Raw genomic sequence first — 13,601 nt, forward strand, 5'->3', positions numbered from 1 at the left:
TGATCGGTAAGGGGCAGGTGTTATTTGTCGCGAATCGAGAAATTCGCCATGTGTTCCAGGCCCTTGATCAACGCCGAGTGATCCCAGTTGCTGCCACCGATGGCCGCGCAGGTGCTGAACACTTGCTGGGCGTTGGCGGTGTTCGGCAGGTTGATGTTCAGCTCGCGCGCACCGGCCAGGGCCAGGTTCAGGTCCTTCTGGTGCAGGCTGATGCGGAAGCCCGGGTCGAAGGTGCCCTTGATCATGCGCTCGCCGTGAACTTCCAGGATCTTCGACGAGGCGAAACCACCCATCAGCGCTTCACGTACTTTCGCTGGGTCGGCACCGTTTTTCGAGGCGAACAGCAGCGCTTCGGCCACGGCCTGGATGTTCAGCGCGACGATGATCTGGTTCGCCACTTTCGCGGTTTGCCCGTCGCCGTTGCCACCGACCAGGGTGATGTTCTTGCCCATGGCCTGGAACAGCGGCAGGGCGCGTTCGAAGGCATCGGCTTCACCACCGACCATGATGCTCAGGGTCGCAGCCTTGGCGCCGACTTCACCGCCGGAAACCGGTGCGTCGAGGTATTGCGCGCCTTTTTCGTTGATTTTGGCGGCGAAGGTTTTGGTGGCCGTCGGCGAGATCGAGCTCATGTCGATCACGACTTTGCCCTTGCTGACGCCCGCCGCAACACCGTCGGCGCGGAACAGCACGTCGTCGACCTGCGGGGTATCCGGCACCATGACGATGATGAATTCAGCTTCCTGGGCGACTTCTTTCGGGTTGGCCAGCGCAACGGCGCCAGCAGCCAGCAGATCGACAGGGGCGGCGTCGTGGTGCGCCGACAGGAACAGGCTGTGACCGGCTTTCTGCAGGTTCAACGCCATTGGGTGGCCCATGATGCCGGTGCCGATAAATCCGATTTTAGCCATGAGAAAATCCTCTTGTTTTATTGCTCTGTTCGCAAAATTTGTGGGGTGACCGCGAAGAACGATGACGCGGTGCCGGATCAAACAGCGTTATGGGTTTTCAACCAGCCCAGGCCCGCTTCAGTCGTGGTCAGCGGCTTGTATTCACAGCCGACCCAACCCTGATAACCGATGCGGTCCAGGTGTTCGAACAGGAAGCGGTAGTTGATTTCACCGGTGCCCGGTTCGTTGCGCCCCGGGTTGTCCGCCAATTGCACGTGGTTGATCTCGTCCAGGTGCGCGGCCATGGTGCGGGCCAGGTCGCCCTCCATGATTTGCATGTGATAGATGTCGTATTGCAGGAACAGGTTGGCGCTGCCGACCTGTTCGCGAATCGACAGGGCTTGCGCCGTGTTGTTCAGGTAGAAGCCCGGAATGTCGCGAGTGTTGATCGCTTCCATCACCAGTTTGATGCCCGCCGCTTGCAGTTTGTCGGCCGCGTACTTGAGGTTGGCGACGAAGGTTTTTTCCACGGTGGCCTCGTCGACGCCTTGTGGGCGAATACCGGCCAGGCAGTTGACCTGGGTGTTGCCCAGCACTTGGGCGTAGGCAATGGCCAGATCGACACCGGCGCGGAACTCTTCGACCCGATCCGGCAGGCACGCGATACCGCGTTCGCCCTTGACCCAGTCACCGGCCGGCAGGTTGAACAGCACCTGGGTCAGACCGTTGGCATCGAGCCTGGCCTTGATTTCGGCGGAGCTGAAGTCATAGGGGAACAGGTATTCGACACCACTGAAGCCGGCCTTGGCGGCAGCGTCGAAACGGGCAAGAAAATCCTGCTCGGTGAACAGCATGGACAGGTTGGCTGCGAAACGCGGCATGGTGATCTCCTGACGCAGATTAAAATAGATGACTGTTGAAATCGGTACATGCCCGCCCTGTAGGAGCTGCCGCAGGCTGCGATCTTTTTCGGGACCGCCAAAGATCAAGGTCAAAAGATCGCAGCCTGCGGCAGCTCCTACGGGGGCGATGTCGTCAGCCAATCAATCGAGCAACGAAATCGCCGTTGGCGCATCGTTGCCGACCAGCGCCAGGTCTTCGAATTCGTTGACGGCGTTGATCTCGGTGCCCATGGAAATGTTGGTCACGCGCTCCAGAATGATCTCGACGATCACCGGCACCTTGAACTCTTCGATCATCTCCTGAGCCTTGCGCAGGGCAGGCTGGATCTGACCCGGTTCGAATACCCGCAGCGCCTTGCAACCCAGGCCTTCGGCGACCGCGACATGGTCGACACCGTAGCCGTTGAGTTCCGGAGCGTTGAGGTTGTCGAAGGACAGCTGCACGCAGTAGTCCATGTCGAAACCGCGCTGCGCCTGACGGATCAGCCCCAGGTACGAGTTGTTCACCACGACGTGGATGTACGGCAGCTTGAATTGCGCGCCCACCGCCAGTTCTTCGATCATGAACTGGAAGTCGTAGTCGCCCGAGAGCGCCACCACCTTGCGGGTCGGATCAGCCTTGACCACGCCGAGCGCTGCCGGAATGGTCCAGCCCAACGGGCCGGCCTGGCCGCAGTTGATCCAGTGACGCGGTTTGTAGACGTGCAGGAACTGCGCGCCGGCAATCTGTGACAGACCGATGGTGCTGACGTAGCAGGTGTCTTTGCCGAACACTTGGTTCATCTCTTCGTAAACCCGTTGCGGCTTGACCGGCACATTGTCGAAGTGAGTCTTGCGCTGCAGGCTGGCTTTGCGTTGCTGGCAATCTTGCAGCCAGGCGCTGCGGTTTTTCAGCTTGCCGGCGGCTTGCCACTCGCGAGCGACTTCAATGAACACGGTCAATGCGGCAGCGGCGTCGGACACGATGCCCAGGTCCGGGGTGAACACGCGGCCGATCTGGGTCGGTTCGATGTCAACGTGGATGAACTTGCGGCCTTCGGTGTAAACGTCGACCGAACCGGTGTGACGGTTGGCCCAGCGGTTACCGACGCCCAGTACCACGTCGGACTTCAGCATCGTGGCGTTGCCATAACGGTGCGAGGTTTGCAGGCCGACCATGCCGACCATCAGCGGGTGATCGTCCGGGATGGTGCCCCAGCCCATCAGGGTCGGGATGACCGGAATACCGGTCAGCTCGGCGAATTCCACCAGCAACTCGCTGGCGTCGGCATTGATGATGCCGCCACCGGCCACCAGCAATGGGCGTTCAGCCTGGTCGAGCATGGCCAGGGCTTTTTCCACCTGCACGCGAGTCGCGCTCGGCTTGGCCAATGGCAGCGGCTGGTAGGCGTCGATGTCGAATTCGATTTCGGCCATCTGCACGTCGAACGGCAGGTCGATCAGCACCGGGCCGGGGCGGCCGGAGCGCATCTCATAGAAGGCTTTCTGGAAGGCGTAAGGCACCTGGCCCGGCTCCAGAACCGTGGTCGCCCACTTGGTGACCGGCTTGACTATGCTGGTGATGTCGACGGCCTGGAAGTCTTCCTTGTGCATACGGGCCCGCGGTGCTTGCCCGGTGATGCACAGGATCGGGATCGAGTCGGCCGAGGCGCTGTAGAGCCCGGTGACCATGTCAGTACCGGCAGGTCCCGATGTACCGATGCACACGCCGATGTTGCCGGCCTTGGTGCGGGTATAACCCTCGGCCATGTGCGAGGCGCCTTCAACGTGGCGAGCGAGGACGTGATCGATGCCACCGACCTTCTGCAAGGCGGAGTACAGCGGGTTGATCGCGGCGCCCGGGATGCCAAAAGCGGTATCGACCCCTTCGCGGCGCATCACCAGAACGGCGGCTTCGATTGCTCTCATTTTGCTCATGGTTTTGTGCCTCTTACGTTTTGTAATTGTATACAAGTGGCTTTGCGCAGAGTGTATTCACGGCGGACGGCGCAGGTCAATCCATTTTCTCAAGCAGCTGTTTCATTCGTCGGAAGCCCAAATAACTGTGGCTTTTCGTCGCATCTCGCGCTTTTCGAAAATTATTGTATACAAAAAAATAATTCATTGTGTTCTATTTGTTGCATCGGATTGCGTAACACAAAGCAATCCAACGGCTTTCCCTATAACAAAATGAGGACGGCACCATGAGCGCTTTAACCTTGAAAGTCGCAGTCAACCTGGCCGATCAGGCCATCACCGCGGGGCGGGCGATCTCTGCCGCGCCATTGACCGTTGCAGTATTGGATGCCGGCGGGCACCTGATAACGCTGCAACGTGAAGACGGCGCCAGCCTGCTGCGTCCGCAGATCGCCATCGGCAAGGCCTGGGGCGCGATTGCTCTGGGCAAGGGCTCACGCCTGCTGGCGCAGGACGCCCAACAACGCCCGGCCTTCTTCGCCGCGCTGAATGGCCTGGGGCAGGGCAGTGTCGTGCCGGTGCCGGGCGGCGTGTTGGTTCGGGATCAGGACGGGACTGTGTTGGGGGCGGTCGGTATCAGTGGAGATCTGTCTGATGTCGATGAGCAATGTGCGATCCGCGCGATCGAGGGGCAGGGGTTGAAGGCGGATGCGGGGGTGGCTGGTTGATCTTCGGCGTCTGATTTACCGCTTTCGCGGGCTTGCTCGCGAAAGCGCCTTGCAAACGAAAACAGCTTTTTAGCTGCCTGCTTTTTTCGTTGAAATTTCCATCCGGAAAATTCCAGGTTTTTAGAATTTTGTGCGAAACAATTGGCTGTTGCCGAATATTTTCGCAAGAATATTCATAGGCATCGCTCGTATCATTCTCTCGGAACAGGCCGAGAGCTTTGCAATGAAAACAACACTGTCGTGGTGGGATATCAGCCCGCCTTTAAGCACCGCTACACCTACCTGGCCGGGTGACACACCTTTTCAGGAAGAGCGCGTGTGGAGCTTCGGACCCGAGTGTCCGGTAAATGTCGGGCGTATCACCCTGTCGCCTCACACGGGTGCCCATGTCGATGCGCCGCTGCATTACAGCGCGGATGGCGCGGCCATTGGCGATGTGTCGCTCGATGTCTATATGGGGCCTTGCCGTGTGCTGCATTGCCTGAATAGCGGCCCGCTGGTGCACCCCGAGCAGCTTGAAGGTCGCTTGCAAGACCTGCCTGAACGGGTGCTGCTGCGCACCTGGGGACAAGCGCCATTGAGCGCTTGGGATCCGGATTTCACCGCCGTCGCCAAAGAAACCGTCGACCTGCTGGCGAGCCTCGGTGTGCGCTTGATCGGTATCGATACGCCATCGCTGGACCCTCAGCAATCCAAAACCATGGATTCGCACAATGCCGTAGCCCGACATGGCATGGCTATTCTCGAGGGCATCGTGCTCGATGACGTCCCGGAAGGGGACTATGAATTGATCGCGCTGCCGCTGCGTTTTGCCCATCTGGACGCCAGTCCGGTCAGGGCAATTTTGCGTCCACTGAATAAACCGCAACTTGAGGAGCCGACTCAATGAGCCAATGCCCTTATTCACCTGCAAACCAGACGGAAGAATGGCATAACGCCGAGCTGAATTTTTCCGACTCCATGAGCTACGGCGACTACCTGGATCTGGGGCGCATTCTCAGCGCACAGCACCCGTTATCTCCGGACCATAACGAGATGCTGTTCATCATCCAGCATCAGACGTCAGAGCTGTGGATGAATCTGATGCTGCACGAGCTCAAAGCCGCTCGTGAACACATTCGACTGGGAGAGTTGCCGCCCGCGTTCAAGATGCTGGCGCGGGTCTCGCGGATTTTTGATCAGCTGGTGCATGCCTGGACGGTGCTGGCCACCATGACACCCACCGAGTACCACGCGATACGGCCGTTTCTGGGGCAGTCATCGGGCTTTCAGTCGTTCCAGTACCGCGAGATCGAATTCATTCTGGGCAACAAAAGCGCGACCCTGTTGCGCCCCCATGCTCATCGGCCGGAACTGTTGCAGGCGCTTGAAAAGGCAATCGCCACACCGTCGCTGTATGACGAGGCGATTCGCTTGATGGTCAGCGCAGGCTTGACCATCGACCCACAGCGTTTCGAACGTGACCCGAGCAGTCCGACGGCGCATGACGCGTCGGTCGAAGCGGCCTGGCGCGTGGTCTACACCGATCCTTCGCGTTATTGGGATCTCTATCAGCTGGCGGAGAAACTCATCGACCTTGAGGATTCGTTCCGTCAATGGCGCTTCCGGCATGTGACCACGGTCGAGCGGATCATCGGCTTTCAACCAGGCACCGGTGGCACAGAAGGTGTCGGTTATCTGCGCAAGATGCTCGATACCGTGCTGTTCCCGGAGTTGTGGCGAGTGCGCTCAACTCTTTAATTTACCGAGAATGATGTCTGAACGCTTAAACCGAGCGGCAATTGAGTAAATTGACGCATCCAAACCATGCCTGACCATAACAATTAGAAGGTAACCAGATGGCGGATGAAATCTTGCGACAAGGCGAGCTCAAGCGAGGGCTGAAAAATCGTCATATTCAGCTGATCGCATTGGGCGGAGCGATAGGTACCGGGTTGTTTCTAGGCTCTGCCGGAGTCCTCAAATCGGCCGGGCCGTCGATGATCCTCGGCTATGCGATTGCCGGTTTCATCGCCTTTCTGATCATGCGCCAGCTGGGCGAGATGATTGTCGAGGAACCGGTGGCCGGCTCCTTCAGTCATTTTGCCCACAAGTACTGGGGCGGCTATGCCGGCTTTCTATCCGGCTGGAACTACTGGGTGCTGTATGTGCTGGTGGGCATGGCCGAGTTGACGGCTGTCGGCAAGTACGTGCAGTTCTGGTGGCCGGAAGTCCCCTCCTGGGTCAGCGCGGCGGTGTTCTTCGTCCTGGTCAACTTCATCAATATGATGAACGTCAAAGTCTTCGGCGAGATGGAGTTCTGGTTCGCAATCATCAAGGTCGTCGCGATCATTGGCATGATTGTCCTGGGCTGCTACATGCTGTTCAGCGGAACGGGCGGCCCGCAGGCCTCGGTCAGCAATCTTTGGAGTCACGGCGGCTTCTTTCCCAACGGCACCACCGGATTGCTGATGTCCATGGCGTTCATCATGTTCTCCTTCGGCGGCCTGGAACTGGTCGGCATCACCGCCGCTGAAGCCAGCGAGCCGGGAAAGGTGATTCCCAAGGCGATCAACCAGGTGGTTTATCGCGTGCTGATCTTCTACGTCGGTGCACTCACCGTGTTGCTGTCGCTGTATCCGTGGGATCAACTGCTGCAGACACTGGGCGCTTCGGGCGATGCCTATAGCGGCAGCCCGTTCGTGCAGATCTTCTCCTTGATCGGCAGCGACACCGCAGCGCACATCCTCAATTTCGTGGTGCTCACCGCGGCGCTCTCTGTCTATAACAGTGGCGTCTACTGCAACAGCCGCATGCTCTATGGCCTGGCCGAACAGGGCGACGCACCCAAGGCGCTGATGAAACTGAACAAGCAGGGCGTGCCTCTACTGGCGCTGGCCGTATCTGCGTTGATCACCATGCTGTCCGTGCTGGTTAACTACCTCGCCCCGCATGAAGCGCTTGAGTTGCTCTTTGCACTGGTGGTCGCATCGCTGATGATCAACTGGGCGATGATCAGCCTGACGCACCTGAAATTTCGCAAAATCATGGGCCAGCGAGGTATCGTGCCGGGCTTCAAGGCGTTCTGGTTCCCTTACAGTAATTACCTGTGCCTGGCCTTCATGGCCATGATCGTCTGCGTCATGCTGATGATTCCAGGGATACGCGCTTCAGTCTTCGCCATACCGGTGTGGGTGTTGATCATCTTTGGTTTTTACCGGATGCGTATGGCCAAGGATCGGGCCTTGCCGATAGTTCAATAGCCTTTGCCGTGGGTGCGCCGTGATGAGTAGCAACGCTGATCCGCAGTTTCGCGACATTCGTATCGATCACTATGACCTCGAGGGTGCGAGGAACTGGATGTCTGGTATCTGCGGGCCGCACCGCCTCCAGACTTCGACGCCCGAGCGGATCCGCTTTCATCACAGCGCCAATGTGTTCAAGTCGATGGCCACGACCCTGGGCACGCTCTCATATGGCACCGATGTCACCATCGATATCGAAGACGCCGAGCACTTCAGCAGTTACAGCCTGAGTTTGCCTTTGGTGGGCGAGCAGGAGCTGAGCAAGAACGGCAGCGTGTCGAAATCCAACCGCGATCAAGGGGTGATCATTTCCCCGAATGAGAACCAGATGCTGGCGATCTCCGGCGACTGTCGCAAAGTTCAGGTGGTGATTACCCGAGTCGCCATGAGCGAGTCGCTGGAGGGCATGCTGCAGCGACCGCTGGATATGCCGCTGCGTTTCGAGCCGGTGATGGATGCGGTGGACGGCGCGTCGGCCTCGTGGTGGCGCATGGCGCGTTATTTCATCGCGGAGCTGGAGCGCAGCAATGAACTGTACGAACAGGTGGTCTTCACTCGGGACATCGAAAGCTCATTGATCAAAGGCTTGATCCTCGCCCAGCCGAACAACTACTCCGAAGAATTGCGCAACGTGCTCGGCGTGAAACTGCCGCACTACTTGATCAGGGCCAAACAATACATTCACGACAATGCTCGCGAAGCCTTGCACATGGAGGATATCGAGGTCGCGGCCGGGGTCTCGCGTTTCAAGCTGTGCGAGGCGTTCAGGAAGTACTTCGCCCTGTCGCCGATGGTCTATCTGAAAAAGTACCGGTTGCACGCTGTGCGCCAGGAAATCCTCGAGCATGGCTCGGCGCGCAATATTTCCGCGATCGCCATGGGCTGGGGCTTTACGCATCTGGGACGGTTTTCCGCCGAATACCGCAAGTTGTTCGACGAGTCCCCCAGCACGACCTTGCAGCGTAACGAAGCCCGGCGCATGCGCGGGGTCTGAATATCCCGGCGGCTCACTTACGCACCACCAAATCAAGCAACGTCTCCCGCTCCTTGATTTTCTGCAGCACGATTTCCGAGCGGATATCAGTCACCCCCGCCGTGCGGTTCAGTTGGTTGACGATAAAGTCGGAGAAGTGTTTGACGTTGCGCGCCTGGACCCGCAGCACATAGTTGCTCGCCCCGGTAATCACGTAGGCGGTGACCACCTCCGGCCACAACTGGACCTTCTTGATGAAGGTCTCGTGCCAGTCCTCGACGTCCTGTCGCAATGACACATGGACGATGGCTTCCAGTTCGACTCCCAGCTTCTCTGCGTTCAGCATCGCGCGATAGCCAGTGATGATTCCTTCACTTTCCAGCAAGCGTAAACGGCGCAAACAGGCCGACGGCGACAGTGCGACCTTCTCGGCCATTTCGTGGTTGCTGATACGGCCGTCCCGTTGCAAGAGGTGCAGGATCCGCAGGTCTGTCGGGTCGAGAGTCATGGCTAGAATAAATCCGCGATATTTGGAGTTGGATTCGAATTTTCTTCGAGATAAATACTAGATGGCTGCTTACTTTGCACGAAAATTCTATAAAGCTTCGTTCATTATTTCCTCACCGTGAAGGCGCAAATAACGCCTGAAACACGACACTCACACCCGACTATCGCGATCTGCCCGGACGGCACTTCTTTCAAAAAGCAGGACACCCAATGACTACAAGAAACGATTGTCTGACGCTTGATGCGCAGGACGCTCTGGCCCCTCTGCGTCAGCAGTTTGCGCTCCCCGAAGGCGTGATCTATCTCGACGGCAACTCCTTGGGCGCGCGCCCGGTCGCAGCGCTGGCGCGTGCGCAGGCAGTGATCGCCGATGAATGGGGCAATGGCCTGATCCGCAGTTGGAACAGCGCTGGCTGGCGCGATTTACCTGAGCGTCTGGGCAATCGACTGGCGGGGCTGATTGGCGCCGGTGACGGCGAAGTGGTGGTGACTGATACCACCTCGATCAACCTGTTCAAGGTGCTCAGCGCCGCCCTGCGCGTGCAGGCCATGCGGGCGCCGACGCGGCGGGTGATCGTCAGCGAGACCAGCAACTTCCCGACTGACTTGTATATCGCCGAAGGTCTGGCGGACATGCTGCAGCAGGGCTACACCCTGCGTCTGGTCGACAGCCCGCAAGAGCTGCCGCAAGCGATTGACCAGGACACCGCGGTGGTCATGCTCACCCACGTCAATTACAAGACCGGCTACATGCACGACATGCAGGCCCTGACCGCGCTGACCCATGAATGTGGCGCGCTGGCCATCTGGGACCTGGCGCATTCCGCCGGGGCGGTGCCGGTCGACCTGCATCAGGCGCGCGCCGACTACGCCATCGGTTGCACCTACAAGTACCTCAATGGCGGTCCGGGCTCGCAAGCTTTCGTCTGGGTTTCCCCTGAGCTGTGCGATCTGGTGACGCAACCGCTGTCCGGCTGGTTCGGTCATTCACGGCAGTTCGCCATGGAGTCGCGTTACCAGCCGAGCAGCGGAATTGCCCGCTATTTGTGCGGCACCCAGCCCATCACTTCATTGGCGATGATCGAGTGTGGTCTGGATGTCTTCGCCCAGACCGACATGGCCAGCCTGCGCAGCAAGTCCCTGGCGCTGACGGACCTGTTCATCCAGTTGGTCGAGCAGCGCTGCGCCGCTCACGAGCTGACCCTGGTCACTCCACGCGAACACGCCAAGCGTGGCAGCCATGTCAGCTTCGAACATCCCCAGGGTTATGCGGTGATCCAGGCCTTGATCGCCCGTGGCGTGATCGGCGATTACCGCGAGCCGCGGATCATGCGGTTCGGCTTCACCCCGCTGTACACCAGCTTCACCGAGGTCTGGGATGCGGTGCAGATCCTCGGCGAAATACTTGATCAGAAAACCTGGTCGCAAGAGCAATTCCAGATCCGCCACAGCGTCACCTGATACCCCCCGACGCCTTTGTCTTGCTGCCGCGAACTTCCCGGCAGCAGGGCTTCGGTCGCCTCCGATAAGCACTTCTGTGAAAACACAATAATAAGGAACACGCAGAATGAAATTGTCCCTTTGGCCCGCCTTGCCGCTCGCCATTACCAGCTGTCTCGGCCAAGTGGCCCATGCCGCACCCGACAATGGATTCGTTGAAGACAGCAGCCTGACCCTGACCCATCGCAATTTCTATTTCTACCGCAACAACCTCAACAACCCGGGCGGCCAGAACTATCGGCAGGAGTGGGCCCACGGACTTATGCTCGATTATCGTTCCGGCTATACCCAGGGCACAGTGGGTTTCGGAGTCGACGCCTACGCGCAGTTGGGTCTCAAGCTCGACAGCGGCAGGGGGCGTACCGGCACCGGTTTGTTGCCGGTCGATGCCGATGGACGCGCCGAGGATGAGTATTCCGAAGCGGGTGGCGCGCTCAAGGCGCGGATCTCGAAGACCGAACTCAAATACGGCAATCTGACACCGCTCAACCCGGTGTTCGGCACCGGCTCGGCGCGCCTGTTCACCACCTACGCCAATGGTTTCCAGCTGACCAGCAACGAGTTGAAAGGACTGCAACTCGATGCCGGGCACTTCACCTCGGGCAATGACAGTGCGTCGACCAACGACGATGGCGCCCTCAAGGCGCTGTATGCCGGGGTGGAAACCCGCAGCGTCGATTATCTGGGCGGCAGTTATGCCCTGAGCGATCAATTGAGCGTCAGCCTGTATGGTTCGCAGTTCGCTGATATCTGGCGGCAGTACTACGCCAACGCCAACTACAGCTATGCCCTGAACGGAAACCAATCGCTGAACCTGGATTTCAACCTCTATCGCACCAACGACTATGGCCAGCGCCTGGCCGGCAAGATCGACAACACCACCTGGTCGCTGGCCGCCGCTTACAAGGTGGGTGCGCACCGCTTGACCCTGGCCTACCAACGGGTCGATGGCGATGAACCGTTCGATTATCTCGGCTTCGATCAGCAGCCGGGCACCTCGGTATTCCTTGCCAACTCGGTACAGATCCTCGACTTCAACGCGCCCAATGAGCGTTCCTGGCAGCTGCGTTATGACCTGGACATGGCGCCCTTTGGCGTGCCGGGCCTGAGCTTCATGTCGCGCTATGTGAGCGGTGACCATATCGACGACAGCCACTACGACGGCGGCCCCAATGGTGCCTATGGGCGTTACGGCAGTGACGGCAAACGCTGGGAACGCGACCTTGAAGCGCGCTACGTGGTGCAGGAGGGCAAGGCCAAGGACCTGTCGATACGTGTGCGTCAGGCCAGTGTGCGCTCCACCGGCCAGGTCGCCCGGGCGGACACCACCGACAACAATGAAGTCCGGGTGATCGTCGAGTATCCGCTGAATATTTTCTGATCCGTGGCTGATCCCCACCGGCAACCCAAACGATTTGCTCTCTTCAAGAAAGACAATATTCAGAGGAAAGAAAAATGACCGATAACGCCGGTTTTGAAAACATCTCCAAGCGTGAGCAGGGCCTCCGGCGCCAGCTCACCTCGGGTCAGATGAGCATGATCGCCATTGGCGGTGCGATTGGCACCGGGCTGTTCATGGGCAGTGCCTACGCCATTGGTTATGCCGGGCCGAGCGTTTTGCTCAGCTACGCGATTGGCGCGATCATCACCCTGCTGTTGATGGGCTGTCTGGCGGAAATGACGGTGGCCCATTCGACCTCCGGCTCGTTCGGCGCCTATGCCGAATTCTATGTCAGCCCATTGGCCGGGTTCCTGGTGCGCTATGCCTATTGGGCGGCGATTGTGCTGGCAGTGGGCACGGAAGTGACGGCGGTGGCGATGTACATGAAGTACTGGTTCGCCAACGTGCCGGAATGGATCTGGATTGTTTCGTTCTCGAGCATGCTGATCGTGCTCAACGCCATCAGCGTGAAAACCTTTGGCACCTTCGAGTACTGGTTCTCGACCATCAAGATCGGTGCGATTGTCGGCTTCATCATCCTCGCGGTGTATGTGGTGTTCGGATCCGGCAACGCGGATTACGGCGTGCACAATTACACCGCCCACGGCGGCTTCTTTCCCAATGGTCTGCAAGGGATGTGGATTGCGGTGATCGTCTCGATCTTCAGCTATCTGAGCGTGGAAATGATCGCAGTGGCTGCCGGCGAGGCGCAGGACCCGGAGCGGGCGGTGAAGAAGGCTTTTCGCGCGACCATCGTGCGGCTGGTGGTGTTCTACCTGCTGACCCTGGCCCTGATGTTGGCGATTGTGCCGTGGGTCCAGGCCGGTCAAGCGCAGAGCCCGTTCGTCACCGTCATGCAGACCATCGGCATTCCCGGCGCAACCGGCGTGATGAACTTCGTGATCCTGATTGCGGCGTTGTCGGCGATGAACAGTCAGCTCTACATCACCACCCGCATGATGTTCAGCCTGTCCCGCGGCGGTTATGCACCCAAGTCCATGGGGGGGTTGAGCAAGACCGGAATCCCGCTGAATGCCTTGCTGCTGTCGAGCTCCGGCATTGCCCTGGCAACGTTGCTCAACGTGCTGTACCCGGAAAGCTCCTTCACCTTGATGATGGCGATCTCGATGTTCGGCGCGATCTTCACCTGGTTCATGATCTTCCTGACCCACTACTGTTTCCGTCGCTACCACGAACGCAACGGTGAACGGAAACTGTCCTTCCGCATGCGCCTGTTCCCGTACACCACGCTGTTGGGACTGCTGCTGATGGGCGCGGTGATGATCACCACCTACTTCACCGATGCCTTCAAAATGACCTTGGTATTCGGTGTGCCTTTCCTGCTGATCCTCACGATTGTCTACTGGATCTTCTTCAGAAAACCCAGGGCAGCCGTGGCGTTGAATCCGCTGCCGAAGGTTTAGAGGACGCAAACATGCAATCCCGACCGGCAGTTTTCATAAACTGCCGAGTCGGCATT

At 58.9% G+C, this 13,601-nt stretch carries 12 protein-coding genes; 8 read left to right on the plus strand and 4 right to left on the minus strand.

Translation table 11 applies throughout. From position 1 onward, the window contains the following. Positions 1–20: 20 nt before the first annotated feature. The 3 genes from AC1D2Q_RS17265 to gcl form a co-directional block, all read right to left on the minus strand. Positions 21–911, minus strand: coding sequence for a 2-hydroxy-3-oxopropionate reductase (locus tag AC1D2Q_RS17265; protein ID WP_477813947.1), 891 nt, complete (start codon positions 909–911; stop codon positions 21–23). A 77-nt stretch (positions 912–988) separates the two neighbouring features. Then, the gene (gene hyi / locus AC1D2Q_RS17270) at positions 989–1,771 is read right to left on the minus strand and encodes a hydroxypyruvate isomerase (protein ID WP_477813948.1); all 783 of its coding nucleotides are present in this window, start codon (positions 1,769–1,771) and stop codon (positions 989–991) included. A 162-nt stretch (positions 1,772–1,933) separates the two neighbouring features. Further along, entirely contained in the window at positions 1,934–3,709 is a 1,776-nt protein-coding gene (gene gcl, locus AC1D2Q_RS17275; protein ID WP_018925088.1) for a glyoxylate carboligase, read from the minus strand. 266 nt (positions 3,710–3,975) lie between these two features. On the opposite strand from gcl, the gene AC1D2Q_RS17280 reads away from it, so the two are divergent. The 5 genes from AC1D2Q_RS17280 (at position 3,976) to AC1D2Q_RS17300 (ending at position 8,694) form a co-directional block, all read left to right on the plus strand. Next, positions 3,976–4,416: a GlcG/HbpS family heme-binding protein gene (locus tag AC1D2Q_RS17280; protein WP_477813949.1), complete on the plus strand. Its 441-nt coding sequence runs from the start codon at positions 3,976–3,978 to the stop codon at positions 4,414–4,416. A 223-nt stretch (positions 4,417–4,639) separates the two neighbouring features. After that, positions 4,640–5,305: an arylformamidase gene (gene kynB / locus AC1D2Q_RS17285; RefSeq protein ID WP_305411634.1), complete on the plus strand. Its 666-nt coding sequence runs from the start codon at positions 4,640–4,642 to the stop codon at positions 5,303–5,305. Further along, complete coding sequence (kynA, locus tag AC1D2Q_RS17290) at positions 5,302–6,156, plus strand: tryptophan 2,3-dioxygenase (protein WP_477813950.1); 855 nt, start codon at positions 5,302–5,304, stop codon at positions 6,154–6,156. The genes kynB and kynA overlap by 4 nt, the downstream gene beginning before the upstream one ends. A 98-nt stretch (positions 6,157–6,254) precedes the next feature. Then, a complete protein-coding gene (locus tag AC1D2Q_RS17295) occupies positions 6,255–7,658 on the plus strand; it encodes an amino acid permease (protein ID WP_477813951.1) in 1,404 nt (467 codons plus the stop codon). Between the two features lie 22 nt (positions 7,659–7,680). After that, on the plus strand, positions 7,681–8,694 hold the full coding sequence (locus AC1D2Q_RS17300) for an AraC family transcriptional regulator (protein ID WP_477813952.1): 1,014 nt from the start codon (positions 7,681–7,683) through the stop codon (positions 8,692–8,694). A 13-nt stretch (positions 8,695–8,707) separates the two neighbouring features. Here the strand turns inward: AC1D2Q_RS17300 and AC1D2Q_RS17305 are convergent, their stop codons facing one another. Continuing rightward, entirely contained in the window at positions 8,708–9,181 is a 474-nt protein-coding gene (locus AC1D2Q_RS17305; RefSeq protein ID WP_007939165.1) for an Lrp/AsnC family transcriptional regulator, read from the minus strand. A 209-nt stretch (positions 9,182–9,390) separates the two neighbouring features. Here AC1D2Q_RS17305 and kynU point away from each other — a divergent pair, with 209 nt between their 5' ends. From kynU to AC1D2Q_RS17320, 3 genes are all read left to right on the plus strand, one after another. Next, entirely contained in the window at positions 9,391–10,641 is a 1,251-nt protein-coding gene (gene kynU, locus AC1D2Q_RS17310; RefSeq protein ID WP_477813953.1) for a kynureninase, read from the plus strand. Positions 10,642–10,747: 106 nt separating this feature from the next. Next, positions 10,748–12,061 carry an OprD family porin gene (locus tag AC1D2Q_RS17315; protein WP_477813954.1) on the plus strand — a complete coding sequence of 438 codons (1,314 nt, stop codon included), beginning with the start codon at positions 10,748–10,750 and terminating at the stop codon, positions 12,059–12,061. Positions 12,062–12,135: 74 nt separating this feature from the next. Next, positions 12,136–13,545 carry an amino acid permease gene (locus tag AC1D2Q_RS17320; protein ID WP_477813955.1) on the plus strand — a complete coding sequence of 470 codons (1,410 nt, stop codon included), beginning with the start codon at positions 12,136–12,138 and terminating at the stop codon, positions 13,543–13,545. Positions 13,546–13,601 lie beyond the last annotated feature (56 nt).

Source organism: Pseudomonas sp. P1_A1 (genome assembly GCF_056406935.1).

What these genes read in the sequence shown, in the direction of transcription:
- AC1D2Q_RS17265 (WP_477813947.1), bottom strand. Translation starts at nt 911, where the DNA reads ATGGCTAAAATCGGATTTATCGGCACCGGCATCATGGGCCACCCAATG.
- hyi (WP_477813948.1), bottom strand. Translation starts at nt 1,771, where the DNA reads ATGCCGCGTTTCGCAGCCAACCTGTCCATGCTGTTCACCGAGCAGGAT.
- gcl (WP_018925088.1), bottom strand. Translation starts at nt 3,709, where the DNA reads ATGAGCAAAATGAGAGCAATCGAAGCCGCCGTTCTGGTGATGCGCCGC.
- AC1D2Q_RS17280 (WP_477813949.1), top strand. Translation starts at nt 3,976, where the DNA reads ATGAGCGCTTTAACCTTGAAAGTCGCAGTCAACCTGGCCGATCAGGCC.
- kynB (WP_305411634.1), top strand. Translation starts at nt 4,640, where the DNA reads ATGAAAACAACACTGTCGTGGTGGGATATCAGCCCGCCTTTAAGCACC.
- kynA (WP_477813950.1), top strand. Translation starts at nt 5,302, where the DNA reads ATGAGCCAATGCCCTTATTCACCTGCAAACCAGACGGAAGAATGGCAT.
- AC1D2Q_RS17295 (WP_477813951.1), top strand. Translation starts at nt 6,255, where the DNA reads ATGGCGGATGAAATCTTGCGACAAGGCGAGCTCAAGCGAGGGCTGAAA.
- AC1D2Q_RS17300 (WP_477813952.1), top strand. Translation starts at nt 7,681, where the DNA reads ATGAGTAGCAACGCTGATCCGCAGTTTCGCGACATTCGTATCGATCAC.
- AC1D2Q_RS17305 (WP_007939165.1), bottom strand. Translation starts at nt 9,181, where the DNA reads ATGACTCTCGACCCGACAGACCTGCGGATCCTGCACCTCTTGCAACGG.
- kynU (WP_477813953.1), top strand. Translation starts at nt 9,391, where the DNA reads ATGACTACAAGAAACGATTGTCTGACGCTTGATGCGCAGGACGCTCTG.
- AC1D2Q_RS17315 (WP_477813954.1), top strand. Translation starts at nt 10,748, where the DNA reads ATGAAATTGTCCCTTTGGCCCGCCTTGCCGCTCGCCATTACCAGCTGT.
- AC1D2Q_RS17320 (WP_477813955.1), top strand. Translation starts at nt 12,136, where the DNA reads ATGACCGATAACGCCGGTTTTGAAAACATCTCCAAGCGTGAGCAGGGC.